Genomic DNA, 26,469 nt, shown 5'->3' on the forward strand with positions numbered 1-26,469 from the left:
TATCTCTGCCTGTGATTAACCGCGCCAGAACGGGAAGAAGTACAGCATCGCCGCCAGCACGCCGACGATCATCACGAACGCATAGTGATAGATGTAACCGGTCTGCGCGCGCTTGGTGACGGTCGAGAACCAACCCACCACCTTGGCGCTGCCATTGACGACCAGGCCGTCGATCAGGCCGCGGTCGCCGATATTCCACAGGCCCTTGCCCACGCCGAGTGCGCCGCCAGCGAAGAACTTCTGGTTGAACGCATCCATGTAGTACTTGTTGTCCAGCAGGGTGTGCAGCGGCTTGAACTTGGCGTAGAACCAGGCCGGCACGCGCGGATTGACCATATAGCAGTAGTAGGCGGCAACGACGCCTGCCAGCGCCAGCCAGAACGGTGCGGTCTGCAGGCCGTGCAGGGCCATCGCGCCGGCGCCATGGAACATCGCGTTCAGTTCCGCCATCGCAGGGTGCGCAGGATTGACCGTGATCACGCCGTCGAAGAAATCACCGTGCAACATAGGACCGATGGCCAGGTAGCCGACGATCACCGACGGGATCGCCAGCAGGATCAGCGGCAGGGTTACCACCCAGGGCGACTCGTGCGGCTTCTGGCCCGGGGCCAGGCCATGGTGGCCGTGGTCGTCATGCGCTTCCTCTTCGTGGTGCGCGTCCGATTCGTGCAGTGCGAGGGGATCGTCGTGACCGTGGCCGGCGGCCGCGGTCTTGTGGTGCGCGTGATCGTCATGATGATCATGCGCATGTGCCTTGCCGAAACGCTCTTCGCCATGGAACACCAGGAAATACATACGGAACGAGTAGAACGCCGTGACGAACACGCCGGCCAGCACCGCGAAGTTGGCGAAGCCCGAACCCGGCAGGTTACTTGCGTGCACCGCCTCGATGATCGAATCCTTCGAGTAGAAGCCCGAGAACAATGGGGTACCGATCAGGGCCAGCGAACCGATCAGCGACGTGATCCAGGTGATCGGCATGTACTTGCGCAGGCCGCCCATGTTGCGCATGTCCTGGTCGTGGTGCATGCCGATGATGACCGAACCGGCGCCCAGGAACAGCAGCGCCTTGAAGAACGCGTGGGTCATCAGGTGGAAGGCGGCGACCGAGTAGGCCGACACGCCCAGTGCGACGGTCATGTAACCGAGCTGCGACAGGGTCGAGTAAGCGACCACGCGCTTGATGTCGTTCTGGATGATGCCCAAAAAGCCCATGAACAGCGCGGTGATCGAACCGATGACGATGATGAACGACAGCGCGCCATCCGACAGTTCGAACAGCGGCGACATGCGCGACACCATGAAGATGCCGGCGGTAACCATCGTCGCGGCGTGGATCAGCGCCGAGATCGGGGTCGGGCCTTCCATCGAATCGGGCAGCCACACGTGCAGCGGGAACTGCGCCGACTTGCCCATCGCGCCGATGAACAGGCAGATGCAGGCCGCGGTCAGCAGTGGCCAGTCGGTGCCTGGCACGGTCATCAGGGCCAGCTCGTCGGCCTTGGCGAACACTTCGGCGTAGTTCATCGAACCCGACGCGGCCAGCAGCAGGCCGATGCCGAGGATGAAGCCGAAGTCGCCCACGCGGTTGACCAGGAAGGCCTTCATGTTGGCGAAGATCGCGGTCGGGCGGGTGTACCAGAAGCCGATCAGGAGGTACGACACCAGGCCCACCGCTTCCCAGCCGAAGAACAGCTGCAGGAAGTTGTTGGACATGACCAGCATCAGCATCGCGAACGTGAACAGCGAGATGTACGAGAAGAAGCGGTTGTAGCCGTCGTCTTCCGCCATGTAGCCGATCGTGTAGATGTGGACCATCAGCGACACCGAGGTCACGACGCACATCATCATCGCGGTCAGGGTGTCGATCTGGAAGCCGACCGCCAGCTTGAGCGTGCCGACCGTCATCCAGGTGTAGATATCTTCATTCAGCTTGAAGCCGTCGAGCGTGGCCATCAGGGTTTGCACCGAGATGACCAGCGCGATCAGCACGCCCAGGATGGTCGCCGTATGCGACACCTTGCGACCGACCACATTGCCCAGGAACTTGGTACCGAGCAGACCGGCGATCGCCGAGCCCGCCAACGGCGCCAGAGGCACCGCCAGTAAGAGTGAGGTTGAAATTTGCCCCGCCATTGTTGAACCTTTTCGTTTTTGTTTATCTAGCCGAGACCGTCAGCCCTTGAGGCGATCGAGGTCTTCCACGTTGATCGTGTCCAGGTTACGGAACAGGACCACCAGGATTGCCAGGCCGATTGCGGATTCGGCGGCAGCGACGGTCAGGATGAAGAACACGAAGATCTGCCCCGCCGCGTCGCCCAGGTAATGGGAAAACGCGATGAAGTTCAGGTTCACCGCCAGCAGCATCAGTTCGATGGCCATCAGCAGGATGATGATGTTCTTCCGGTTCAGGAAGATGCCGACCACCGAGATCGCGAACAGGATCGCGCCCAGGATCAGGTAGTGTGCGAGCGTCAACGTCATTTTGGCTCCTTGGAATCGGTAGGCGTCGCTGCTGGCGCGGCTGCCGCCGCCGCAGCAGCGGCCTTTTCGACGTTCGCTGCGTCGATGGCGCGCTGGTTGACCGTCTCGACCTTGACGATCTTGAGGCGGTCGTTACGCTTGACGCGAACCGCGAGGCCCGGGTCGATGGCTTTGGTGTCCTTGCGGCGGCGCAGGGTCAGGGCGACGGCGGCGATGATCGCCACCAGCAGCACCACGGCGGCGATCTCGAAGCCGTAGATGTAGCGGGTATAGATCTGCAGGCCGAGTTCCTTGGTGCCGCCGATGTTCAATGCGGCGGCTTCGGGGCTTTGCTGGAAGTTGCCGTAGCCGTGCCACAGGACGACGCCCATCTCGAGCACGATCAGGCCGCCGACGCCGGCCGCCACCGGCAGGTAGCCCCAGAAGCCTTCGCGCATGCGGTCGATATTAATGTCGAGCATCATGACGACGAAGAGGAACAGCACCATGACGGCGCCCACATAGACCAGCACCAGCACGATGGCGAGGAATTCGGCTTTCAGCAGCAGCCAGATGCCGGCCGCGTTGAAGAAGGCCAGCACCAGGAACAGCGCGGCGTGGACCGGATTCTTGGCGGTGATGACGCGCAGGCTGGCCAGCACCATGATGGCCGCGAACACGTAGAACAGAACAGTTGTAAATGTCATGACTTACCCAGGACCCTTTGTGATTAGCGGTACTTCGCGTCCGCCTCGCGGGCGGCGGCAATGTCGGCCTCGTAGCGGTCGCCCACGGCGAGCAGCATCTCTTTGGTGTAGTAGAGATCGCCGCGTTTTTCGCCGTGATACTCGAAGATGCTGGTTTCCACGATCGAGTCGACCGGGCACGATTCTTCGCAGAAGCCGCAGAAGATGCACTTGGTCAGGTCGATGTCGTAGCGCGTGGTGCGGCGGGTGCCGTCATCGCGCTGCGCCGACTCGATCGTGATGGCCATGGCCGGGCACACCGCTTCGCACAGCTTGCAGGCGATGCAGCGCTCTTCCCCGTTGGGGTAGCGACGCAACGCGTGCAGGCCGCGGAAGCGGTTCGACATGGGGGTCTTTTCTTCCGGGTACTGGACCGTGATCTTGCGCGACAGCGCATATTTCCCGGTCAGGGCAAGGCCCTTGATCAACTCGGTCAGCATGAGGCTGCCGAGGATTTCTTTCATTCTGGACATTGTGTGTTCCTTACTTCCAAATATTCCACGGCGTCTGCATCCAGACGGCGACGACGACCAGCCAGATCAGGGTCAGCGGGATGAACACTTTCCAGCCCAGGCGCATGATCTGGTCATAGCGGTAGCGCGGGAAGGTGCCGCGGACCCAGATGAAGAAGGTCACGAACAGGAAAGCCTTCAGGAACAGCCAGAAGAAGCCGATGAAGCCGCCCAGGGTGCCGCCCACTTCGAGGAAGGCGAACGGCGCCGACCAGCCGCCCATGAAGAACAGCGAAGCCAGAGTGCCGATCAGGATCATGTTGCCGTACTCGGCCAGCATGAACATGGCGTACGACATGCCCGAGTACTCGACCATGTGGCCGGCCACGATCTCGGATTCGCCTTCGATCACGTCGAACGGGTGACGACCGCACTCGGCCAGGCCCGACACCAGGTAGATGATGAACAGCGGGAACAGCGGCAGCCAGTTCCACGACAGGAAGTTCAGCCCCATGTCGGCGAACATGCCCACCTGCTGGCCGGCGACGATGCCCGACAGGTTCAGGGTGCCCGACACCATCAGCACGACCACCAGCACGAAGCCCATCGGGATTTCGTACGAGATCATCTGGGCCGAGGCGCGCATCGCGCCCATGAACGAGTACTTCGAGTTCGAGGCCCAGCCGGCGATGATGATGCCGTAGACTTCGACCGAGGTGATCGCCAGCAGCAGCAGCACGCCGGCGTTGACGTCGGCCAGCGCGAACTGCGGGCCGAACGGCACCACCGACCAGGCGGCCAGCGCCGGCATGATGGTCATGATCGGGCCGATGACGAACAGGTTGCGGTTCGCCTTGGCCGGAATCACGATCTCCTTGATCAGGAGCTTCAGGCCGTCGGCCATCGGCTGCAGCAGGCCGCCGGGACCGACGCGGTTCGGGCCGATGCGGATCTGGATCCAGCCGATGAATTTACGTTCCCACAGGGTGGCGTAGGCGATCGCGATCATCAGCGGCGCGACGACGGCCATGATCTTGATGATGGTCCAGACCAGCGGCCAGACCGGGCCGAGCAGGTCGGCGCCGCCGGCGTTGAATGAATCGATGTAACCGGGCGTTGCCATTACTTGCCCTCCCCTGCTTTTTCAACGTGGATGGAACCGAACATGGCGCCCAGGCCGGCGACCGCCGGGTGGCCGGCGGCGACGCGCACCGCGTTCGACGGCAGGCTCTTGTCGACGTTGGCGACCAGTACGGCCGAGCCTGCTCCTTGCGTGACCTTGACCTGGTCGCCGGCCTTGACGCCGATCGATTCGGCGACCGCTTTCGACAGGGTCACCAGCGGCGCGTTGGCGTCGGCGGTGCGCTGCAGCGGCTCGGAACGGCGCGCCAGCGCGTCGGTGAAGTACACCGGCACGTCGGTCAGGCGCTCGAGCTGGCCGGCCGGCGCGTACGCACCGGCGCTCGGGGCCAGGCTCGCCACGTTGTTGAGCTTGCTCGACAGGTCGACGTTGCCCTTGCCGAGCGCTTCGTCGCGGATTGCTTCCGAGGTCTCGTAGTCGAAACCTTGCAGGCCCAGCAGGTTGCCCAGCACGCGCAGCACTTTCCAGGCCGGACGCGCGTCGCCCAGCGGGCGCACGGTGCCGTTGAAGCTCTGTGCACGACCTTCGCAATTGACGAACGTGCCCGAGGTTTCCGAGAACGGCGCGATCGGCAGCAGCACGTCGGCATAATCCATGCCGTGCTTGAAGGCCGACATCGCCACCACCATCTCGGCCTGCTTGAGCGCGGCGACGGCTTGCTGCGGGTTGGCCGCATCCAGTTCCGGTTCGGCGTTGAGCAGCACGTAGGCTTTTTTCGGCGTGGCGAACAGCGACTCCCGCTTGCCCGAGACCGCGCCGACCAGGTGGCCGCCGACCGCGTTGGCGGCGTCGACCAGGTAGCCGAAGCTGCAGCCGGTCTGCTCGGCGATCCACTGGGCGCACGCGTGGATTTTCGATGCTTGCGGGTGTTGCGCGGCGGCGTTGCCGAGCAGGATGGCGCCCGGCACCTCGACGTCGCCGACGACGACCAGCGAGGCGGCGATGGCTTTCGCGATGCTCGACGCTTCGACGTGCTCGAAGCCGGCCGGGACGGCGATGTTCTTGTCGGCGGCGATGGCGACCATGATTTCCGACAGCGCGACCAGCCAGTCGCTCGGCGCGGCGATCAGCTTGTGGGCGGTCTTCATCAGGAGCTCGTCGTCGCTGCCGGCCACCAGCGACAGGCGCAGGCCCGACTTGGTGGCGGCGCGCAGGCGGGTCGCCACCAGCGGGTGATCCTTGCGCAGGAACGAGCCGATGACCAATGCACGCTTGAGCTTGCTGATGTCGGCGATCGGCATGCCGAGCCACGGGGCCACCTGGCCGTCGAGCGCGAAGTCGCTCTGGCGCAGGCGGAAGTCGACGTTCTCCGAACCGAAGCCGCGGAACGCCTTGTTCAGCAGGTACAGTTCTTCCACGGTCGAGTGGGCGGTGGCGACGGCCGCGAGGCTGTCGGCGCCGTGCTCGTGGCGGATATTGCGCAGGCCGTGGGCGATGTATTCCAGGGCGGTCGACCATTCGGTCTCGATCCACTGGTTGTCCTGCTTGATCATCGGCTTCGTCAGGCGGTCGGCATTGTCCAGCGCCTCGTACGAGAAGCGCTCCTTGTCGGACAGCCAGCACTCGTTGACCGCTTCGTTCTCGAGCGGCAGCACGCGCATGACCTTGCCGCCCTTGACCTGGACGATCAGGTTGGCGCCCAGCGAATCGTGCGGCGACACCGACTTGCGGCGCTGCAGTTCCCATGGGCGTGCCGAGTAGCGGAACGGCTTGCTGGTCAGCGCGCCGACCGGGCACAGGTCGATCATGTTGCCCGAGACTTCCGAGTCGACGGTCTTGCCGACAAACGTCGTGATCTCGGAGTGCTCGCCCCTGCCCAGCATGCCGAATTCCATGACGCCGGCCACTTCCTGGCCGAAGCGCACGCAACGGGTGCACTGGATGCAGCGCGACATCTCTTCCATCGAGATCAGGGGGCCGGCCTCTTTCGGGGCCACCACGCGCTTTTCTTCCTGGTAGCGCGAGCCGCTCTTGCCGTAGCCGACGGCCAGATCCTGCAGCTGGCATTCGCCGCCCTGGTCGCAGATCGGGCAATCCAGCGGGTGGTTAATGAGCAGGAATTCCATCACCGACTTCTGCGCCTGCACCGCCTTGTCGCTGTGGCTGCGCACGACCATGCCCGGCGAGACCGGCGTGGCGCAGGCGGGCAAGGGCTTGGGCGCCTTTTCCACTTCGACCAGGCACATGCGGCAGTTCGCGGCGATCGACAATTTCTTGTGATAGCAGAAGTGCGGGATATAGGTGCCGAGTTTGTTTGCGGCGTCCATCACCATGGAACCTGGCGGGACTTCGACTTTCTTGCCGTCTAATTCGATTTCAACCATTTGATCGTTACCTGACCTGGTTTAAAGGTATGCGGGCACGAGGCAATGCTTGTGCTCGATGTGATATTCAAATTCCTGGCGGAAGTGCTTGATCATCGCCTGGACCGGCATCGCTGCCGCATCGCCGAGCGCGCAGATGGTGCGGCCCTTGATGTTGTCGGCGATATTGTTCAGCAGGTCCATGTCGTCCGGACGGCCCTGGCCGTGCTCGATGCGGTGGACCATGCGGTACATCCAGCCGGTGCCTTCGCGGCACGGGGTGCACTGGCCGCACGATTCCTCATAGTAGAAGTACGACAGGCGCAGCAGCGACTTGACCATGCAGCGGGTCTCGTCCATGACGATGACGGCGCCCGAACCTAGCATCGAACCGGCCTTGGCGATCGAATCGTAGTCGAGGTCGGTCTGCATCATGATGTCGCCCGGGACCACCGGGGCCGACGATCCGCCGGGAATGACGGCCTTGATCTTCTTGCCGCCGCGCATGCCGCCGGCCAGTTCCATCAGGGTCGCGAACGGCGTGCCCAGCGGGACTTCGTAGTTGCCCGGACGCTCGACGTCGCCCGAGATCGAGAAGATCTTGGTGCCGCCGTTGTTCGGTTTGCCCAGCGCCATGTAGTTCTCGGCGCCGATGTTCAGGATGAACGGGACGGCCGCGAACGTTTCGGTATTGTTGATGGTGGTCGGCTTGCCATACAGGCCGAACGAGGCCGGGAATGGCGGCTTGAAGCGCGGCTGGCCCTTCTTGCCTTCGAGCGACTCGAGCAGCGCCGTTTCTTCGCCGCAGATGTAGGCGCCGTAGCCGTGGTGCGCGTGCAGCTGGAAGCTGAACTCGCTGCCCATGATGTTATTGCCCAGGAAGCCCGCCGCGCGCGCTTCTTCCAGCGCTTCCTCGAAGCGCAGGTAGTCCTGGAAGATCTCGCCGTGGATGTAGTTGTAGCCCACCGTGATGCCCATCGCGTAGGCGCCGATGGCCATGCCTTCGATCAGCGCATGCGGGTTGTAGCGGATGATGTCGCGGTCCTTGAACGTGCCCGGCTCGCCTTCGTCGGTATTGCAGACGAGGTATTTCTGGCCCGGGAACTGGCGCGGCATGAAGCTCCACTTGAGGCCGGTCGGGAAACCGGCGCCGCCGCGGCCGCGCAGGCCCGAGGCCTTCATGTCGGCGATGATCTGTTCCGGCGTGATCTTTTCTTCGATGATGCGGCGCAGCGCCGAATAGCCGCCACGATTGACGTAGTCGGCCAGGTGCCAGTTCTCACCGTTCAGGTTGGCGAGGATCAGCGGTTTGATGTGACGGTCGTGCAGGCTGGTCATTTGTTCAGTTCCTCAAGCAGGGCGTCGATCTTGGCGTCGCTCATGAACGAACACATGCGGTGGTTGTTCACCAGCATGACCGGTGCGTCGCCGCAGGCGCCCATGCACTCGCCTTCCAGCAGCGTGAATTTGCCGTCGGCGGTGGTGTCGCGGTAGTCGATGCCGAGCGCGTCCTTGATGCGCTGGCCGGCACGTTCGCCGCCCGACAGCGCGCATGGCAGGTTGGTGCACACGGTGATCTTGTGCTTGCCGACCGGCTTGATGTTGAACATATTGTAGAAAGTCGCCACTTCCTGCACGGCGATGGCCGGCATGCCGATGTAGTCGGCAATCTCTTGCATGGTTTCAGGCGACAGCCAGCCCAGTTCGACCTGGGCGTGGGCCAGCGAAGCCATCACGGCCGACTGGCGTTGATCGGCTGGGTACTTGGCCAGCTCGCGATCGATTTTTTGATAGCACTGCGCGGATAACATAGTCTTCTCTCTGCCCTTTTCTTATCGAACGTGAGCCTTACCTGTCGATACTGCCGAACACGATGTCCTGGGTACCGATGATGGCCACCGCGTCAGCGATCATGTGGCCGCGTGCCATCTCGTCGAGGCTCTGCAGGTGGACATAGTCCGGCGTGCGGATTTTCAGGCGGTATGGCTTGTTGGCGCCGTCGGAGACGATATAGATGCCGAACTCGCCCTTCGGGTGCTCGATCGCGGCATAGGCCTCGCCCGCGGGGACGTGGAAGCCTTCGGTGAACAGCTTGAAATGGTGGATCAGCGATTCCATATTGGACTTCATGTCCATCCGGCTCGGCGGCGCGATCTTGTTGTTGTCGATCATCACCGGACCCGGGTTGGCGCGCAGCCAGGCCAGGCACTGCTTGATGATGCGGTTCGACTGGCGCAGCTCTTCCACCCGCACCAGGTAGCGGTCGTAGGAATCGCCGTTGGTGCCGACCGGGATGTCGAACTCGACCTTGTCGTAGGCGGCATACGGCTGGTGCTTGCGCAGGTCCCAGGCGATGCCCGAGCCGCGCAGCATGGCGCCGGTGAAGCCCATCGCCTTCGCGTCTTCCGGGCTGACCACGCCGATGCCGACGGTACGCTGCTTCCAGATGCGGTTATCGGTCAGCAGGGTCTCGTACTCGTCGACATAGCCGTCGAAGCGCTTGGTGAAGGCGTCGAGGAAGTCGATGACCGAGCCCTGGCGGTGCTCGTTGAGTTCGGCGATCGCCTTGGCGCTGCGGATCGGCGACTGCTTGTGCTGCGGCATGGTGTCCGGCAGGTCGCGGTACACGCCGCCCGGACGGTAGTAGGCCGCGTGCATGCGCGCGCCCGACACCGCCTCGTAGACGTCGAACAGGTCTTCGCGGTCGCGGAAGCAGTACAGGAACGGGCCCATGGCGCCGATGTCCAGTGCGTGCGCGCCCAGCCACATCAGGTGGTTCAGGATGCGGGTGATCTCGTCGAACATGGTGCGGATGTACTGGGCGCGGATCGGCGCTTCGATGCCGAGCAGCTTTTCGATCGCCAGCACGTAGCCGTGTTCGTTGCACATCATCGACACGTAGTCGAGACGGTCCATATAGGGAACCGACTGGAGATAGGTGCGGGTTTCCGCCAGCTTCTCGGTTCCACGGTGCAGCAGGCCGATGTGCGGGTCGGCGCGCTGGATCACTTCGCCGTCCAGCTCCAGCACCAGGCGCAGCACGCCGTGCGCTGCCGGGTGTTGCGGACCAAAGTTCAGGGTGTAGTTCTTAAGCTCAGCCATTATTTCGTCCCGTAGGTCTCTTCGCGAATCACGCGCGGGATGTTCTCGCGCGGCTCGATCGTGACGGGTTGGTAGATCACGCGTTTCTGTTCCGGGTCGTAGCGCATTTCGACGTAGCCCGAGATCGGGAAGTCCTTGCGGAACGGGTGGCCGATGAAGCCGTAGTCGGTCAGGATGCGGCGCAGGTCGCCGTGGCCGTCGAACAGGATGCCGAACATGTCGAACGCTTCGCGCTCGAACCAGTTGGCGGCGCGCCAGATCGGGGTGATCGATTCGACCAGCGGCATGTCGTCGTCCGGGCAGAACACGCGCACGCGGACGCGCCAGTTCTTCGCCAGGGAAAGCAGGTGCACGACCACCGCGAAGCGTGGACCTTCGTAGCTGCCTTCGCCATAGGTCGAATAGTCGACGCCGCACAGGTCGATCATCTGTTCGAATGCCAGGGTGGGGTCGTCGCGCAGGGTGGTCATGGTCCTGATGTAATCAGATGCCTTGACCACCACCGTCACTTCGCCCAGCGCCGCGGAAATGGCGGCGCCCTCCCCCAATGCATTTTTCAGGGCGAGTTCAAGGGTCTCGAGTTTTGTCGTCATGGGTACGCCGTCCGTTTTTAGCGCGCGATGGTATTGGTGCGCTTGATCTTGTTCTGGAGCTGCATGATGCCGTAGAGCAGCGCTTCGGCAGTCGGCGGGCAGCCCGGCACGTACACATCGACCGGAACGATGCGATCGCAGCCGCGCACCACCGAGTACGAGTAGTGGTAGTAGCCGCCGCCGTTGGCACAGGACCCCATCGAGATCACCCAGCGCGGCTCGGCCATCTGGTCGTAGACCTTGCGCAGCGCCGGCGCCATCTTGTTGCACAGGGTGCCGGCGACGATCATCACGTCGGACTGACGCGGCGATGGACGAAACACGATACCGAAGCGGTCCATGTCGTAACGGGCCGCGCCCACATGCATCATCTCGACCGCGCAGCAGGCCAGACCGAACGTCATCGGGAACATCGACCCGGTGCGCGCCCAGTTGATCAGCTTGTCGGCTGTGGTGGTGATGAAACCTTCGTTTAATACGCCTTCAATTGCCATGGCTTATTCCCAATCAAGGGCACCTTTCTTCCAGATGTACCAGAAACCGACCACGAACTCGGCGATGAACACCATCATCGTGATGAAACCGGTCCAACCCAGCTCGCGCATCGAGACGCCCCATGGGAAGAAGAATGCCGTTTCCAGATCAAACAAAATGAACAAGATCGCGACCAGGTAGTACCGGACGTCGAACTTCATGCGCGCGTCTTCGAAGGCTTCGAAGCCGCACTCATACGGGGACAGCTTGGCATCGTCCGGCTTGTGGGGCCCCAGCAGGCGGCCGAGCACCTGAGGGGCGACACCGACGCCGATGCCAACCAGGATAAAGAGAAGAACGGGGAGATAACTTTCGAGGTTCACAGCTGAAGCTTCCTGAACGATCGGTTAAAGACATGCTGCGGGGATGCAGCACCGAATCGTGCGAACCTGGCTTAAAGCCTGCCACCAGGACCGGACGACGATCCTCGTAAAAAAGCCAGCTCAGGCATGAGGAAACTCGTGCGCCCTTGCTGGCTCTCTTTCTAAATTTTGGTGCCGACGGCGAGACTCGAACTCGCACAGCTTGCGCCACTACCCCCTCAAGATAGCGTGTCTACCAATTTCACCACGTCGGCTGGAGACCAGTATTTTACCCTGCCTTAGCATTACTTATCAATGCTCAAATTGCGCAATCACAAGGATATTTGCAATTTTTTTGAATCACGTCGCCGTTTATTCGATGCCCCGGCAATTACTTACCCAAGCCTGACGACATTCTTCCTGCAGGTGCGCGATCAATGTCCTAGCCACACTAACCAGCAGATCTCGCAAGTTCATTCACGCGCCGCAATATTCTACGCCTAAAAACACAAACGCGCCGATAAAACGGCGCGCTTGCATGTTGTTATTGTGGCGCGTTAGCCGCGCCGGGTGACGCTTACTGCGCCGGGGCTGCCGGCGCCGGGGCTGCCGGGACCTCGGTCGGGGCAGCAGCCGGGGCCGGGGTGGCCGGAACGGTCGTGGCCGGCGCGGCATTGCTGCCCGGCAGTGTCGGCACGTCGGCCGGTGCGGTCTGGGCTGGCGCGCCGCCCGGGATGCCGGACGCTGGCGCCTGGCTCGACGGCACGGTCACACGGCCCATGACGCCGCCGCCGCTCTCGCCGCCGCCGCTGTTGCCGATATAGGCCAGGGCCAGGGTCGAGCCGAAGAAGATGGCGGCCGCCACGGCGGTGGACTTCGACAGGAAGTTCGACGACCCCGAGGCGCCGAACAGGCTGCCCGACGAGCCCGAACCAAAGGCGGCGCCCATGTCGGCGCCCTTACCGTGCTGCATCAGCACCAGGCCAATAATGGCCAGGGCCGAAATAACCTGCACGACGATAATCAAGTTGAACCAGATCATTGCAATTCCATTCCAAGTTTAAAACAACGTTTTTAAATTTCTTATATTTTCAAAAGATTCGAAAATTCGTAACGCTTCAAGACCGAATCTTATACAGACCGCTTGGCCGCCCCGATAATCCCGAGAAAATCACTCGACTTCAACGCCGCTCCACCGATCAACCCGCCATCGATATCCGGCTGCGCCATCAGATCGCCAGCATTTTCCGGCTTCATGCTGCCGCCGTAAAGGATTTGTACGCTTTCAGCGGCCTCGGCGTTGCAGTTGCGCAGCTTGTCGCGCAAGAAGGCGTGCACCTCCTGGGCCATCGCCGGCGTCGCCGTCTTGCCGGTGCCGATCGCCCACACCGGCTCGTAGGCCAGCACCAGCTTCGGCACGGCATCGGCACCCACCAGTTCCAGCACCGCATCGAGCTGGGCGCCGACCACTTCCTGCGTGGCGAGCGCCTCGCGCTCGGCCAGCGTTTCGCCGACGCACACGATCGGGGTCAGGCCGGCATCCAGCGCCGCCTTGGCCTTGCGCGCCACCAGCGCATTCGATTCGCCATGGTAGGCGCGGCGCTCGGAGTGGCCGACGATCACGTAGCGGCAGCCGAAATCCTGCAGCATCGACGAACAGACTTCGCCGGTGAAGGCGCCGCACGGCTCGGTCGCGACGTCTTGCGCGCCCCAGGCCATCGCACTGCCTGCGAGAAGTTGTTCACACTGGAACAGATAGGGAGCGGGAACGCACACGGCGCTCGCGGCGCCTGCATCGTCCAATCCAGCGAGAATGCCTTGCAGCAGCTCTGCATTGGCTGCACGGCTGCCGTTCATCTTCCAGTTACCTACGACGAGTTTGGGACGCATACTACCCCATGTCAAATAACCCGCTATTCTAGCGGTCGATCATATGGCGGTCAAACAAAGGCTCAGCTGCCCGGCTCGCTGATTTTTGCCTGGAAACCGCCGCTACTACGCGCCGCAAGGCCGTCCTGGCCCCGCCGGCGCACCCTTTATCCCGCTGTCTCAGCCCGGCTGCACCTGCAGCACGATCTTGCCGACGTGCGTGCTCGACTCCATCAGGGCATGCGCCTGCGCCGCCTGCTCCAGGGGGAAGACCTGGTGGATCACGGGCTTGATCTTGCCCTGGGCGAACAGCGGCCAGGCATGCTCGCGCAGCTGGCGCGCGATCGCGGCCTTGAACGCCACCGGCCGCGGACGCAGGGTAGAGCCGGTGACGGTCAGGCGGCGCCGCAGCACCTGCCCCATGTCGAGGTCGGCACGCGCGCCGCCCAGCAGCGCGATCACCACCAGGCGGCCGTCGTCGGCCAGGCAATCGATCTCGCGCGCCACGTAGCTGCCCGCGACCATGTCCAGGATAACGTCGACACCTTTACCGTTCGTGAGTTCCTTGACCACGGCGACGAAATCCTCGTCGCGGTAATTGATGCCGCGTTCGGCGCCGAGCGCCTCGACGGCGCGGCATTTTTCCGCGCTGCCGGCGGTGGCGAACACGCGGTGGCCCAGCGCCCTGGCCAGCTGGATCGCGGTGACGCCGATGCCCGAGCTGCCACCCTGCACCAGCAGGCTCTCGCCCTCGGCCAAGCGGGCGCGGTCGAACACATTGCTCCACACCGTGAAATACGTTTCGGGCAAGGTGGCCGCTTCGAGCGCGCTCAGGCCTTGCGGCACCGGCAGGCACTGCGCCAGCGGCGCGGCGCAGTATTCGGCATAGCCGCCGCCCTGCACCAGTGCGCACACCAGGTCGCCTTTCCGGAAATCGCTGCCGTCCAGGTCGCCGTCGACGATCTCGCCCGCCACTTCCAGGCCCGGCAGATCGGAGGCGCCGGGCGGCACCGGGTATTTACCCAGGCGCTGCAGCACGTCGGGCCGGTTGATGCCGGCGGCGTGGACCTTGATGAGCACTTCGCCGGGCATCAAGGCCGGCGTCGGACGCTCGCACAGTTGCAGGACTTCCGGCTTGCCGGGCTGGGTGATCTCGATGGCGCGCATGGTTGATTGCTCCCGTGTTAGCAAAACCGTAATTGTACGGGACTCGGCGTCAGCTTGCGCGCCGCTGTGCGCGCTCCCTGGGGTCGGCGGCTCAGCCGCCGACCTGCGCCGACCCTACCGCCGCCAGCGCCTGGCGCGCCATGCTGAGCACGCCGGCATAGCTCCGGGCGGCGGCGATGAAGCGGCCGGTGTGGCAGAACACGGCGTCCTCGACCCCGGTAACGGCCGCCAGCTCGGCTTCGCGCAGCCCGGCCCAGGCTTCCGGCAGGTCGGCTCTGGCGTCGAAGCTCTCGGTGTCGACCGACACCGTGTGCAGCATGTAGCGCCCCTCGGTCAGGCTGTGGCTGATGACGAACAGGACCTTCGGCATTTCCTTGCGCACCACACTGCTCCAGGGCAGCGCGGCGTTCTTCAGGAACAACAGCTTGCCGTCTTCGAGCACGTCGGCCTGGCGCACCTGGGTCACGGCCAGCATCGCGCCGACGCGGTAGCGCACGGCATTGCCCATGATGTCGGTCAGGAACTCGACGACGCGCATGAACTGGCCCATGCGGTAGGCGTCCACCGCCTCGCCATAGCCCAGGCGCTGCTCGTCGAGCCAGCCTGGATTGAAGCCGGACACCACTGCCGACAAGCCATAGCTGCCCGGCGCACTCTTGGCCACGCCGACGTCCGACAGGTCGAGATATTGCACGATGTCGGCGTCGATGGCGTAGGCGATCTGCTGGGCCGTGTCGTCCGCCAGCCGCTCGCCGGTCTGGCGCTCTGCCAGGGCAACGACGCAGCGCGCGCCATACTCGCGCCAGACCAGGCCGGCGCTGGCATACGGCACGCCGGACACGCGGGTGGCGTCGAATTCCTTCTGGTGGTGGTCGAAGCGGCCGGTGGCCGGGTCCCAGACCCCGCCGACGTCGATCGCGAAGTCGGCGGCATCGATCCTGGCCTGTTCGCGCGTTCGAATGATGTCCGCCGCGGGGAACAGCACCTTCAGGACGGCGACCGCCCACGCATCATCCGCGTGGAATTTGCCGCCGTGAGTGGCAATCAACATACATGCTCCAAATGGTCGCCGCGCCATTGTCATGGTATTGACAGGCGCGCGCGCGTGAGTCGAAGCCGAAGCCTACCACGCGGACCTGTCCCGGCGCGCTCTGCCATCTCTGTTTTGGGCAATTTCCTGGCTGGATGCGCCGAGCGCGCGCGCCAGCATCTTGTGACGGTGCGCGAACAGCAGCTTGACCATGGCGCGCACCACCGGCGTGGCGAAACGGGGCGCGAACGCCAGGCGATCGGTAATCAGGGCGCCGCGGCCGTCGGCGGCCGGCGTGATCACGCGCTCATGCCGCCAGGCGTGCATCGAGAGCAGTTGCGACTGCTCGACGAAGCGGTGGCCCGGCACGATCTCGGTAAACGTCAACTTCGACATATCGACCGGAAACAAGCCGAACAGCAAGAACTGACACCGGCCCAGCGACGTGCCGAGCATCGTGTTGGCGCCGATATCCGTCATCCCTTTCGGAAAAACGAGCTTCAGCAAGGGCCGCATCTCGGCGCGCACGCTCTCGAGCGAGGTCGACCAGGCCCAGGCCTCCTGCGTCGAGACCGGCACCTGGGTCGTCATCGTCAATTCAACATCCGCCATCGTCATCTCCTCGTCGGTGGTTCGAGCATCATGCTGGACCGCATCGGCGTTCTGCTCAGTTCGCCAGATCGCTTAGCGCCAACTTTAGAGGACTATAATTTTCTTGTTGGAATCGCAATCAAAATGCCCTTCGATATCGCGCAACGATCCCGCGGCTTGCCATCTTTTTCACATCCATATCGCTGCTAGATTGTCATTACGAACTCATGCTTATTGCATGGGCGTCCGATGGAGCAGCACATGAACCGTTTCCTGTCCTTCCTGATCGCGGCCGCGCGCCGGTTGTTGCCGCAGTTTTATTTTTCACCACGCACTCTGACGCCGGCCCGGCGCCGCCTGCTGCTGGCCAGCGCCATGCTGGCCGCCGCCATCACGCTGGCCGGCCCGCCGGCCGTGGCCCAGTCATGGGACACCGCCAGTCACTGGACCGCGAGCTGGGGCGCGGCGCCGGCCGCGCCGCCCCCGGACGCCAGCCCGTATGCCTTCAACAACCAGACCCTGCGCCTGATCGTCCAGTCGAGCGTGGGCGGCAACCGCGTGCGCATCCGCCTGTCGAACGAGCTGGGCGCGACGCCGCTGCGGATCGGCGCGGCGCGCATCGGCCTGCGCGCGCAGGGGTCGGACGTGGCGCCGGGCACCGACCGCGCCCTGACCTTCGGCGGGCGCGCCGGCGTGACGATCCCGGCCGGCGCGCCGGCGCTGTCCGACCCGGTCGAACTGAACCTGCCGCCGCTGGCGCAGGTGGCGGTCAGCCTGTACCTGCCGGGCGCCGTGCAGGCGGCCACCCTGCACGCCCAGGCGCGCCAGACCGGCTATGTCTCGCCCGCCGGCGACCATGCCGCCAGCGCCAGCCTGCCGGTCCAGCGCACGATCGCGGCCTGGCCGTTCCTGACGGCGCTGGAAGTGGACGGCATGAAAGGCGCCGTCGTCGTGCTGGGCGACGCCCTCGTCGACGGCGCGCGCAGCACGGGTGACGCCAACCGGCGCTGGACCGACGTGCTGGCGCGGCGCCTGCAGGCCGGGCGCGACGCCGGTGCGCGTCCCGGCGTGATCAACCGCGGCATCGGCGGCAACCGCCTGCTCGGCAACGACCCGGCCAACCCGCTGGCTGGACAGAGCGCCCTGGCGCGCTTCGAGCGCGACGTGCTGGCCACGAGCGGCGTGCGCCAGTTGGTGTTAATGATTGGAATCGAGGATATCGGCAACAGTTCGGCGGCCAATCCGGTCACGCTGGACGACATGGTGGCCGGCTATCGCCAGCTGATCGCCCGCGCCCGCGCCGCGCGCATCGCGGTGATCGGCGCCACGCTGGCGCCGTTCGAAGGCGCGGCGCTGTACGCGACCGAGAAGGAAACGCTGCGCCAGGCGGTAAACGCCTGGATCCGCACCAGCGGCGAGTTCGATGCGGTGTTCGACGCCGACCGCGTGCTGCGCGATCCGGTGCGCCCGAGCCGGCTGTTGCCGGCGTATGACAGCGGCGACCACCTGCATCCGAACGACCGCGGCTACGCGGCGCTGGGCGAGGCGATGCCGCTGGCGCTGCCGGCGATCCGCTGAATATCCGCTGAATATCCGCTGAATATCCGCTGAAATTCCGTGGACTGCTACGGATTGGCGCCGGTCTTCGACGCCGCCGGCAGGGCCTTGCCCACCTTCCAGGTGCGCGACAGGGCCTGCGCTTCTTCAACCTGTTCCTGCGTCATTTTCTTGGCGATCGCGGCGCGCTGTTCGATGGCGTTGCGGTGGCCGCCGGCCGCGGCCAGGTTGTACAGCATATAGGCCAGCACCGCATCCTGCGGCACGCCCGCCACGCTATAGCGGTACATCAGCCCGAGCGCGTGCTGGGCGTCGGGGTTGCCCTGCTCGGCCGCCCTGCGGAACCAGCCGACGGCATGTTTCTGGTCCTGCGGCACCGCATTGCCGGTGTAATACATGGCGCCGACCACGTACTGGGCATCGGCCTTGCCCTGCTCGGCCGCCTTCAGGTGCCAGGCGAAGGCCTGCTTGTAGTCGCGCGTGACGCCGCGGCCCATGTAGTACATCAGGCCCAGCAGGTGCTGGGCGTCGGGATTGCCGGCCCGGGCCAGCGGACTGATTTCTTTCAATGCCAGCGCATAGTTGCGGGCGTTGTAGGCGCTCGCGCCCTCGGCAAAGCCGGCCCGGGCGCTCGTCTGCGGACCGAATTGCAGCCCGATGGCAAGCAGCGTCACAAGGAGTATTTTTTTCATGTCTCGTGCACAGAATCTGGATCGTTCCGGAATTTGAGCAATTGCCGCGAATCCCACCGAGGTGGCCATGTGTGTGGCGCTGCCAGGACCATGGAAGGCGCGCCTGTCATTTCCAGTTGACCTTGCCCAGGCCGTCGAGGGCGACCTTGCGATTGGCCGGCTTGCCGAACACCGTCACCGATCCCATGCCCGACAGCGCGAGATTGGCGCTCTTTTGCACGTTGACGGTGGCGTTGCCCAGGCCCGACAAGTCCAGCGTGACCGAGTCGGCCGTGCAGTCCCGGGCGTCGAGTCCGCCCAGTCCGCCGAGCTCGGCACTGATGTGCTTGCTGCGTCCGCTCAGGGTCACGTAGCCGGCCCCGCCCAGGCTCAGGTCGACGTGCTCGCTGTTCACGCCCTGGATCTTGAGATTGCCGACCCCGCCCAGGCTGGCCGTGATGGTGCGGTAGTCCGACGATGATACATACATCGAGCCGGCGCCATCGAGGTTGATGTCCAGCGTTTCCCCGGCGAACCCGCTCACGGTGGTGGAACCGATGCTTTCGGACGACACCGCCTGCAGGTTCGGCAGCACCAGTTCGGCCTGCAGGCCGGACGAACGGCCGAAGCGCAAGCCCGCATTGCGGCCTTCGGTCTCGATGTTCAGGGTGTCCCCATTCTGCGACGTCGTGGTCCGCGACAGCAGGCGCGCGTCGCCGGTGAGCACCAGGGCCGGCGTCGCCCCCTGGCGGATCTTGAGGTCACCCACTCCTTCAAGCTTGACACGCACCACGCGCGCATCGATCTGGCGGGTCTCGGTGCTCGTCTCCGGCGCGCCCCCGGCGACGCCGGGCGCCGCCCAGAACAAGGCGAACGGCACGGCGATGGCGGCGCCCAGCTTGGTCAGGTGGTTCATCCATTCTCTCCAATAAATTCTTGCGCCGGCATCGCGCCGGTACTTGTCATGTTGCAACTATATCCCGAAAGCCGGGCCGGTCGCGGCCCCATGCGACGAACTGCATGAATCGCCACCCGAAATGCACACGCCGGCGATGGATGCCGTCTGCATGACATCGGCATGGCATGCGCTGGAACAATAAAAAGAATACTTATCAACATGCCATTGCGCTAAGATAGGCCGCCGATGGCCGCCCCTTCCCGGCCGGCGGGAGTCGCTCCCGCCGGGGGATGGCGCTGGCAAATCGCCCCACCATTCTTCATGAGGTTCCCATGCGCATGCGCCAATTACCTGTCCTGCTGGCCGGGCTCACCCTGTCGATATCGGCGTTCGCCGCCCCGAGCGACCAGTGGAGCCTGCCGGTCAACACCAAGAAACTCGACAACGGACTGACCGTCATCGTGTCGGAAGACCGCAGCTCGCCGACCGTCGGCGTCTCGGTCGTCTACCACGTCGGCATGCGCCTCGAGCCCCGGAACCGCACCGGCTTCGCCCACCTGTTCGAACACCTGATGTTCCAGGGCACGCCGAACGCGCCGAAGGGCGTGTTCGACACCACCATCACCGCCGGCGGCGGCTGGAACAACGGCTCGACCCGTCCCGACTTCACCAACTACATCGAGACCGCGCCGGCATCGAGCCTGGAGCCGATCCTGTGGCTGGAAGCGGACCGCATGAAGACCCTGGACTTCAATCCGGCCACCCTGAAGAACCAGCAGGACGTCGTCAAGGAAGAGATCCGCGTCAACGTCAAGAACCAGCCCTACGGCGGTTTCATGTGGATCGACATCAGCCAGCACGCGTTCCAGAAATGGGAGAACAACCACGACGGCTACGGCAGCTTCGAAGACCTGGAAAACGCCAGCCTGGACGACGTGCGCGCCTTCCACCGCGACTACTACGGCCCGAACAACGCGGTGCTGGCGATCGCCGGCGACATCACGCCGCAGCAGGGCTTCGCGCTGGCCGAGAAATACTTCGGCGCAATTGCGGCGCGCCCGGTACCGAAGGGCACCGACTTCTCGGAGCCTCTCAACACCGCCGAAAAACGGCTGGAGCAAAGTGACGCGCTGGCCCAGGTGCCGGCCATCGCGGCGGCCTGGAAGGCGCCGGAACGCGGCAGCCGCGACCAGGCGCCGATCGCGGTGCTGGCCGAGCTGCTGGGCGGCGGCGACGCCTCGCTGTTCTACCAGGGCCTGGTGAAGGGCCGCGAGATCGCCCTCAACGTCGACACCATGTTCGGCCTGACCAGCCCGTGGGAATACAACGGCCCGACCCTGATGACCGTGTTCGCACTGTACAAGCCGGACAGCAGCGCCGACGCCGTGCTCAAGGCGATGGACGAAGAGATCGCGAAGATCGCGAAGGACGGCGTCGACGACGCGACCTTGAAGCGCGTCAAGACGCGCATGCTGGCCGACTGGAACAACAAGCTGGAGAGCTTCGTGAACCGCGCCGACACCCTGGCCAAGCTGCAGACCCTGTGGGGCGACGCCAACGTGGTCAACAAGATCCCGGGCTGGATCGAGGGCGTGACCTCGGGCGACATCCAGCGCGCGGCCAGGACCTATCTGGTGCCGACCAACCGCACCGTCATCGACCGCAAGCCGGCCGCCATGATCGAAGCGGCCAAGACTGCGTCGGCCCCCGCCAACACCCAATAAGGAGCGCGTCATGAAAAAACTGATGCTCGCACTTGCCATCTCGTTCGCATTCGGACCAGGCGCTTACGCCGCCGAGGCCAAGGCGCCGTCCGGCATGCCCGCCTATGGCCAGGAGAAATCGATCCCGGCGCCGAAGATCGCCAGGCAGACCCTGCCCAACGGCCTGACCGTGTGGGTCGTGCCGCGCCAGGGCCTGCCGCGCGTGGACTACGTGCTGGCGCTGCGCGGCGCCGGCTTCGCGGCCGACGCGCCGAACCAGAGCGGCTTTGCCGCCATGCTGGCCGGCATGCTCAATGAAGGAACAGCCAAGCGCGATTCGCGCGCGATCGCCGAAGCGGCCCAGGGCATGGGCGGCGAAGTGGCGGCCAGCCCGGCCGCCGACGGCATCATCGTCTCGGGCAACGCCCTGGCCTCGCAGGCGAGCGGCATGCTGAACCTGATGGCCGAGATCGTGCGCCAGCCTTCCTTCCCCGAGAACGAAGTGGCGCTGGCCAAGGCCAATGCGCTGCAGTCGCTGCGCGTGTCCGAGACCCAGCCGGCGTTTCGCGCCGAGCGCGCGATCAAGAAGGCCGTGTATGGCGAGCACCCGTATGGCCGCACCGACCCGACGGTCGAGTCGATCGACGCCGTCAGCGCCGCGATGCTGCGCGCCGAGCACGCGAAACGCTTCCGTCCCGACCGCGCCTTGCTGGTGGTCACCGGCCGCATCACCGAGGCTGAGGCCATGAAGCTTGCCAGGGCCGCCTTCGGCGACTGGAAGGCGAGCGGCGCGGCCCTGCCCGACACCCCGCCCGCCGCCACCGGCGTGAAGCCGGCGCGCATCCTGCTCAAGCGCGACGGCAGCGTGCAGTCGACCTTGCGCCTGGGCAGCCCCGGCATCGCGGCCAGCGCGGCGGACCAGATCCCGCTGCGCCTGACCAGCACCATCCTGGGCGGCGGTTTTTCGAGCCGCATCAACACCAATCTGCGCGAGGAAAAAGGCTATACCTATGGCGCCTCGGCCGGCGCGCGCATGAGCCGCGCGGGCGGCATGATGGTGGGCGGCGCCGACGTGCGCAACGAAGTCACCGGCGCTTCGCTCGAAGAATACTTCAAGGAATACAAGCGCCTGGGCGCGGAGCTGGTGCCGGCCAGCGAAATGGACATGAACAAGCGCTACGTCGCGGGCGGCTACCTGCTCAGCAACCAACTGCAGCGTTCGGTCGCCAATACCCTGGCCGCCAACTGGCTGGTCGGCCTGCCGCCGGAATTCTTGGGCGAATACGTGCCGAAGATCCAGAAGGTCACGCCGGAGCAGGTGCGCACCGTGGCGCGCAAGTATTTCGCGCCCGCGAACCAGTCGATCGTGGTGGTCGGCGATCCATCGAAGCTCGAGGAACAGCTCAAGCCGTATGGCGCGTTTACCGTGACCGACAAGTAAGCCGGCGCCGCCTTGCCGTCACCCAGCCCCGCCCGGATTGGCGGGGCTTTTTCATGACTAGGGGACGAATCGGCTTATGGCCGCTCAAGGCCCGGCGGCGGCGGCCTGCCTATCCTGTGGTTTTGCGATCGATGGGAGGCCGCCATGGCAACGCGCTACTACATCACGCTGGGCGCATCGACGACCGCCGGCGGCACGGTGACCACAGCCAGTTCGCTGCTCGCGCTCGACGGCGTGAAGGTCGCGCTCGAAGGCGACCAGGTGTCCTGCCCCGCCTGCGGGTCGACCGGCACCATCGGCCTGGACGGTCCGCGGCTGCCGGCGCGCCACGACGGCCGCCAGTATGCGCTCGATGGCGACCTGTGCCTGTGCCGCTGCGATCCGCCGCCGCGGCTCGTCGCGGTCCAGCATCTGTCCGGGCAGACGATCGGTTAGGCCGGCTAGGCCGGCACGCCCAGGATCACGCTCGAGGCCTTGAACAGCGCGGTCGCCGCCGCGCCTTCGGCCAGTCCCAGCGCGTCCACGCTGTCGTTGGTGATCGTGGCGGCCACGCTGCCCCCGCCCGCCAGCGCGATCACCACCTCGGCATTGACCGCGCCGCGCATCAGGCGCGAGACCTGGCCCGTCAGCCGATTGCGGGCCGACAGCCGCGCGCCATCGTCATCCGTCATCACGATCACCGACGACGATTTGATCAGCGCAAAGGCCTGCCGCCCCGGCGCAAGTCCGAGGCTTTCCGAACTCTCGCGCGTGACGATGGCGACGATCGCCTGCCCGCCGGCGATCGCGAGCTCGACTTCGTCGTTCACCGCGCCCGGCGTCACCCGGGTCACGGTGCCGAAGAACTGGTTGCGCGCGCTGGTCCTCATCCTGAACCTCGCGAAAAGCGCCAGATCGTCGGCCACGTCGCCGGCCTGGCGGTTGAGTCGTTCGAGAAAATCATCGTGCACCCGTTCGATCGTCCTGAAGTTGTCCACCAGCTGCTGGCCGCGCGCCGTGAGCCGCGTGCCGCCGCCGCCCTTGCCGCCGGCGACGCGCTCGACCAGCGCCTCGCCCGCGAGATTGTTCATCGTGTCGATCGCATCCCAGGCGGCCTTGTAGCTCAGGCCGACCGCCTTGGCGGCGCCGGTGATGGAACCGAGCCGCCCGATCGCCGCCAGCAGTTCGATCCGGTTGCCGCCGCCGAGGTTCTCGCCGCCGACCGTCATCCAGACCCTGCCATCGAGGGCGATGCGCTTGTCTTCTGTGCTCATCCCGTGCTCATCCCATGCTGATCCATGCCCACCTGCGATTCTCGCCGGCTGCTTTTCGCTATATACTTGAGTATACAGCGCTTGCTCATCCATCCGACCGGCAGGCTACCACGATGTTCCCATCCCGATCCGGAGAAAAACCGATGATACGCCTGGCCAGCCTGCTCGCCATATTGACCACCATGGGGACGGCGCATGCCGGCGAGGTCCAGGTCGCGGTCGCCGCCAACTTCGCCGGCCCGATGGAAAAGCTGGCCGAGCAATTCCAGCGCGACACCGGCCACAAGGCCGTGCTCGCCAGCGGCGCCACCGGCAAGTTCTACGCCCAGATCCGCAACGGGGCGCCGTTCGAGGTGCTGCTGGCGGCCGACGACGCCACCCCGGCCAGACTGGAAACCGAAGGTCACGTCGTGGCCGGCAGCCGCTTCACCTATGCGGTCGGCCGCCTGGTGCTGTGGTCGGCCAGGGACGGCGTCGTCGACGCCGGGGGCAAGGTCCTGAACACCGCCAGCTACCGCCACCTGGCGATCGCCAACCCGAAAACCGCGCCGTATGGCGCCGCCGCCATCGCCACCCTGCAAAAGCTCGGCCTGGTCGAGGCCGTGCGGCCGCGCATCGTCCAGGGCGAGAACATCGCCCAGGCCTGGCAGTTCACCAGCACCGGCAACGCCGAACTGGGCTTCGTGGCCCAGGCTCAGGTCTGGCGCGACGGCAAGTTCACGGCGGGTTCGGGCTGGATCGTCCCGGCCAATATGCACGCCCCGATCCGCCAGGACGCGGCGCTGCTGGCCAAGGGCGAGCGCAACCCGGCGGCCCGGGCGCTGCTGCACTACCTGCGCACCGACAAGGCCAAAGCGCTGATCCGCAGCTTCGGCTACGAAGCCTGACGATGCTCGATTCGTCCGACTTTTCCGCGATCTGGCTGACCCTCAGGCTGGCCACCGTCGTCACCCTGCTGCTGCTGGTATTGGGCACGCCGCTGGCCTGGTGGCTGGCGCGCACGCATTCGAGGCTGCGCCACGCGGTCGGGGCGGTGGTGGCCCTGCCGCTGGTGCTGCCGCCGACCGTGATCGGCTTTTACCTGCTGCTGGCGATGGGCCCCGACGGCCCGCTCGGCCGCCTGACCACGGCGCTGGGCCTGGGCACGCTGTCCTTCACCTTCAGCGGCCTGGTGATCGGCTCGGTCTTCTATTCGCTGCCCTTCGTGGTGCAGCCGCTGCAGAACGCCTTCGAGGCGGTCGGCACGCGGCCGCTGGAAGTGGCGGCCACCCTGCGCGCCAGTCCATGGGACACGTTCTGGTCGGTGGTGGTGCCGCTGGCCCGGCCCGGCTTCGTGACCGGCGCCATCCTCGGCTTCGCCCACACCATCGGCGAGTTCGGCGTGGTGCTCATGATCGGCGGGAACATCCCCGACAAGACGCGCGTGGTCTCGACCCAGATCTACGACCACGTGGAAGCGATGGAATACGCGCAGGCCCACTGGCTGGCCGGCGGCATGCTGGTGTTCTCGTTCGTGGTGCTGCTGGTGCTGTACACGCTGTATCCGCAATCGGCCAGGGGGACGCGGCGATGAGCGGCATACGCATCAAGGTACGACTCGACCGCGGCGCATTCGCCCTCGACGCCGACCTCGACCTGCCCGGCCACGGCGTGAGCGCCCTGTTCGGCCATTCCGGGTCGGGCAAGACCACGCTGCTGCGCATCCTCGCCGGGCTGGAGCGCGCACCGGGCGCCGTCGTCGCCGTGGGCGGCGAAACCTGGCAGGACGATGCGCGCGGCGTGTACGTGCCGACCTACCGGCGCGGCATCGGCTACGTGTTCCAGGAGGCGAGCCTGTTCGACCATCTCGACGTGCGCGCCAACCTGGAGTTCGGCCTCAAGCGCCTGCCGCCGGGCGCGCGCCGCTTCGAGATCGGGCCCGTGACCGAACTGCTCGGCATCGCGCACCTGCTGGCGCAGCGCCCAGGCACCCTGTCGGGCGGCGAACGCCAGCGCGTCGCGATCGCGCGCACGCTGCTCGCGGCGCCGCGCCTGCTGCTGATGGACGAGCCGCTGGCGGCGCTCGACATGAAGCGCAAGCAGGAAATCCTCCCCTATCTCGAGCGCCTGCACGACGAGCTGGCGCTGCCGGTGGTCTACGTCAGCCACGCGGCCGACGAGGTGGCGCGCCTGGCCGACTACCTGGTGGTGCTGGAACAGGGACGCGTGCTGGCCGGCGGTCCGCTGGCCGACACGCTGGCGCGGCTCGACCTGGCGGCGAACTTCGAGGACGACGCCGGCGTGATGATCGAGACCGTGCTCGCCGGGCGCGACGCCGACGGCCTGTCGCACCTGGCCTTTCCCGGCGGCGTGCTGCTGGTCGGTCTGCGCGACGGCGTCAAGAGCCGCGTGCGCTGCCGCATCCATGCGCGCGACGTCAGCCTGGCGCTCGAGCGAGCGCGCGGCAGCAGCATCGCCAACATCCTGCCGGCCGTCGTCGATGCGGTGGGTCCGGCGGCGGCGCCGGGCCAGGTGCTGGTGCGTTTGAAGATCGGGGAGACCGCGCTGCTGGCGCGCATCACCGAGCGCTCGCGGCGCGAGTTGGCGATCGAACCGGGGTGCGCGCTCTGGGCGCAGGTGAAGGCGGTGGCGCTGCTGGCGTGAGCGTGGCGGA

Annotated in this window: 27 protein-coding genes and 1 tRNA gene; 7 read left to right on the plus strand and 21 right to left on the minus strand. The window is 65.4% G+C overall.

What is annotated here, in order from left to right:
- Positions 1-15 precede the first annotated feature (15 nt).
- The 18 genes from nuoL to ABIB38_RS07735 all read right to left on the minus strand — a co-directional run bounded on the left by nuoL (position 16) and on the right by ABIB38_RS07735 (position 16,293).
- The gene (gene nuoL / locus ABIB38_RS07650) at positions 16-2,136 is read right to left on the minus strand and encodes an NADH-quinone oxidoreductase subunit L (RefSeq protein ID WP_429203165.1); all 2,121 of its coding nucleotides are present in this window, start codon (positions 2,134-2,136) and stop codon (positions 16-18) included.
- A gap of 39 nt (positions 2,137-2,175) precedes the next feature.
- Positions 2,176-2,484 carry an NADH-quinone oxidoreductase subunit NuoK gene (gene nuoK / locus ABIB38_RS07655; RefSeq protein WP_306397331.1) on the minus strand — a complete coding sequence of 103 codons (309 nt, stop codon included), beginning with the start codon at positions 2,482-2,484 and terminating at the stop codon, positions 2,176-2,178.
- The gene (locus ABIB38_RS07660; RefSeq protein ID WP_429203167.1) at positions 2,481-3,170 is read right to left on the minus strand and encodes an NADH-quinone oxidoreductase subunit J; all 690 of its coding nucleotides are present in this window, start codon (positions 3,168-3,170) and stop codon (positions 2,481-2,483) included. Before ABIB38_RS07660 ends, nuoK begins: the two co-directional genes overlap by 4 nt.
- Before the next feature lie 23 nt (positions 3,171-3,193).
- Positions 3,194-3,682 (minus strand): NADH-quinone oxidoreductase subunit NuoI, encoded by a 489-nt coding sequence (gene nuoI, locus ABIB38_RS07665; RefSeq protein WP_429203169.1) that lies wholly within the window; start codon positions 3,680-3,682, stop codon positions 3,194-3,196.
- A 10-nt stretch (positions 3,683-3,692) separates the two neighbouring features.
- Positions 3,693-4,784 (minus strand): NADH-quinone oxidoreductase subunit NuoH, encoded by a 1,092-nt coding sequence (nuoH, locus tag ABIB38_RS07670; protein ID WP_429203171.1) that lies wholly within the window; start codon positions 4,782-4,784, stop codon positions 3,693-3,695.
- Positions 4,784-7,126 (minus strand): NADH-quinone oxidoreductase subunit NuoG, encoded by a 2,343-nt coding sequence (gene nuoG, locus ABIB38_RS07675; protein ID WP_429203173.1) that lies wholly within the window; start codon positions 7,124-7,126, stop codon positions 4,784-4,786. Before nuoG ends, nuoH begins: the two co-directional genes overlap by 1 nt.
- A 21-nt stretch (positions 7,127-7,147) precedes the next feature.
- Entirely contained in the window at positions 7,148-8,443 is a 1,296-nt protein-coding gene (gene nuoF / locus ABIB38_RS07680) for an NADH-quinone oxidoreductase subunit NuoF (protein ID WP_429203175.1), read from the minus strand.
- Entirely contained in the window at positions 8,440-8,916 is a 477-nt protein-coding gene (gene nuoE, locus ABIB38_RS07685) for an NADH-quinone oxidoreductase subunit NuoE (RefSeq protein ID WP_429203177.1), read from the minus strand. Before nuoE ends, nuoF begins: the two co-directional genes overlap by 4 nt.
- A 37-nt stretch (positions 8,917-8,953) precedes the next feature.
- Positions 8,954-10,207, minus strand: coding sequence for an NADH-quinone oxidoreductase subunit D (locus ABIB38_RS07690; protein ID WP_429203179.1), 1,254 nt, complete (start codon positions 10,205-10,207; stop codon positions 8,954-8,956).
- Positions 10,207-10,800 carry an NADH-quinone oxidoreductase subunit C gene (locus tag ABIB38_RS07695; protein ID WP_429203180.1) on the minus strand — a complete coding sequence of 198 codons (594 nt, stop codon included), beginning with the start codon at positions 10,798-10,800 and terminating at the stop codon, positions 10,207-10,209. The genes ABIB38_RS07690 and ABIB38_RS07695 overlap by 1 nt, the downstream gene beginning before the upstream one ends.
- Positions 10,801-10,817: 17 nt before the next feature.
- A complete protein-coding gene (locus tag ABIB38_RS07700) occupies positions 10,818-11,294 on the minus strand; it encodes a NuoB/complex I 20 kDa subunit family protein (RefSeq protein WP_005666428.1) in 477 nt (158 codons plus the stop codon).
- A 3-nt stretch (positions 11,295-11,297) separates the two neighbouring features.
- The gene (locus ABIB38_RS07705; RefSeq protein ID WP_429203181.1) at positions 11,298-11,657 is read right to left on the minus strand and encodes an NADH-quinone oxidoreductase subunit A; all 360 of its coding nucleotides are present in this window, start codon (positions 11,655-11,657) and stop codon (positions 11,298-11,300) included.
- A 169-nt stretch (positions 11,658-11,826) separates the two neighbouring features.
- Positions 11,827-11,911: transfer RNA gene (locus ABIB38_RS07710), tRNA-Leu, on the minus strand.
- A 302-nt stretch (positions 11,912-12,213) separates the two neighbouring features.
- Positions 12,214-12,678 (minus strand): preprotein translocase subunit SecG, encoded by a 465-nt coding sequence (gene secG / locus ABIB38_RS07715; RefSeq protein ID WP_429203182.1) that lies wholly within the window; start codon positions 12,676-12,678, stop codon positions 12,214-12,216.
- A gap of 89 nt (positions 12,679-12,767) precedes the next feature.
- Entirely contained in the window at positions 12,768-13,526 is a 759-nt protein-coding gene (gene tpiA / locus ABIB38_RS07720; protein WP_429203183.1) for a triose-phosphate isomerase, read from the minus strand.
- Between the two features lie 159 nt (positions 13,527-13,685).
- On the minus strand, positions 13,686-14,672 hold the full coding sequence (locus ABIB38_RS07725; RefSeq protein WP_429203184.1) for an NAD(P)H-quinone oxidoreductase: 987 nt from the start codon (positions 14,670-14,672) through the stop codon (positions 13,686-13,688).
- A gap of 91 nt (positions 14,673-14,763) precedes the next feature.
- Complete coding sequence (locus ABIB38_RS07730) at positions 14,764-15,723, minus strand: MYG1 family protein (RefSeq protein ID WP_429203185.1); 960 nt, start codon at positions 15,721-15,723, stop codon at positions 14,764-14,766.
- A gap of 72 nt (positions 15,724-15,795) precedes the next feature.
- Positions 15,796-16,293 (minus strand): hypothetical protein, encoded by a 498-nt coding sequence (locus ABIB38_RS07735; RefSeq protein ID WP_429203186.1) that lies wholly within the window; start codon positions 16,291-16,293, stop codon positions 15,796-15,798.
- A 261-nt stretch (positions 16,294-16,554) separates the two neighbouring features.
- Here ABIB38_RS07735 and ABIB38_RS07740 point away from each other — a divergent pair, with 261 nt between their 5' ends.
- The gene (locus tag ABIB38_RS07740; RefSeq protein ID WP_429203187.1) at positions 16,555-17,871 is read left to right on the plus strand and encodes an SGNH/GDSL hydrolase family protein; all 1,317 of its coding nucleotides are present in this window, start codon (positions 16,555-16,557) and stop codon (positions 17,869-17,871) included.
- Between the two features lie 47 nt (positions 17,872-17,918).
- On the opposite strand, the gene ABIB38_RS07745 is transcribed toward ABIB38_RS07740, so the two are convergent.
- Together ABIB38_RS07745 and ABIB38_RS07750 are read right to left on the minus strand one after the other, a co-directional pair.
- Entirely contained in the window at positions 17,919-18,542 is a 624-nt protein-coding gene (locus tag ABIB38_RS07745; protein ID WP_429203188.1) for a tetratricopeptide repeat protein, read from the minus strand.
- Positions 18,543-18,648: 106 nt separating this feature from the next.
- Positions 18,649-19,437, minus strand: a complete 789-nt coding sequence (locus ABIB38_RS07750) for a GIN domain-containing protein (protein ID WP_429203189.1) — start codon at positions 19,435-19,437, stop codon at positions 18,649-18,651.
- A gap of 314 nt (positions 19,438-19,751) precedes the next feature.
- On the opposite strand from ABIB38_RS07750, the gene ABIB38_RS07755 reads away from it, so the two are divergent.
- The 3 genes from ABIB38_RS07755 (at position 19,752) to ABIB38_RS07765 (ending at position 22,998) form a co-directional block, all read left to right on the plus strand.
- A complete protein-coding gene (locus ABIB38_RS07755) occupies positions 19,752-21,143 on the plus strand; it encodes a M16 family metallopeptidase (RefSeq protein WP_429203190.1) in 1,392 nt (463 codons plus the stop codon).
- Between the two features lie 10 nt (positions 21,144-21,153).
- Positions 21,154-22,563, plus strand: coding sequence for a M16 family metallopeptidase (locus ABIB38_RS07760; RefSeq protein WP_429203191.1), 1,410 nt, complete (start codon positions 21,154-21,156; stop codon positions 22,561-22,563).
- A 144-nt stretch (positions 22,564-22,707) separates the two neighbouring features.
- Complete coding sequence (locus ABIB38_RS07765; RefSeq protein ID WP_429203192.1) at positions 22,708-22,998, plus strand: PAAR domain-containing protein; 291 nt, start codon at positions 22,708-22,710, stop codon at positions 22,996-22,998.
- A 5-nt stretch (positions 22,999-23,003) separates the two neighbouring features.
- Here the strand turns inward: ABIB38_RS07765 and ABIB38_RS07770 are convergent, their stop codons facing one another.
- Positions 23,004-23,816: a TOBE domain-containing protein gene (locus ABIB38_RS07770; protein WP_429203193.1), complete on the minus strand. Its 813-nt coding sequence runs from the start codon at positions 23,814-23,816 to the stop codon at positions 23,004-23,006.
- A gap of 143 nt (positions 23,817-23,959) precedes the next feature.
- Here ABIB38_RS07770 and modA point away from each other — a divergent pair, with 143 nt between their 5' ends.
- From modA to modC, 3 genes are read left to right on the plus strand one after another with little or no spacing between them, the layout of a single operon-like run.
- Positions 23,960-24,703 carry a molybdate ABC transporter substrate-binding protein gene (gene modA, locus ABIB38_RS07775; RefSeq protein WP_429203194.1) on the plus strand — a complete coding sequence of 248 codons (744 nt, stop codon included), beginning with the start codon at positions 23,960-23,962 and terminating at the stop codon, positions 24,701-24,703.
- Between the two features lie 2 nt (positions 24,704-24,705).
- On the plus strand, positions 24,706-25,389 hold the full coding sequence (modB, locus tag ABIB38_RS07780) for a molybdate ABC transporter permease subunit (RefSeq protein WP_429203195.1): 684 nt from the start codon (positions 24,706-24,708) through the stop codon (positions 25,387-25,389).
- Entirely contained in the window at positions 25,386-26,459 is a 1,074-nt protein-coding gene (modC, locus tag ABIB38_RS07785; RefSeq protein WP_429203196.1) for a molybdenum ABC transporter ATP-binding protein, read from the plus strand. The genes modB and modC overlap by 4 nt, the downstream gene beginning before the upstream one ends.
- Positions 26,460-26,469 lie beyond the last annotated feature (10 nt).

Source organism: Massilia sp. UYP11 (assembly GCF_050434805.1).
Taxonomy (GTDB): Bacteria; Pseudomonadota; Gammaproteobacteria; order Burkholderiales; family Burkholderiaceae_D; genus Telluria.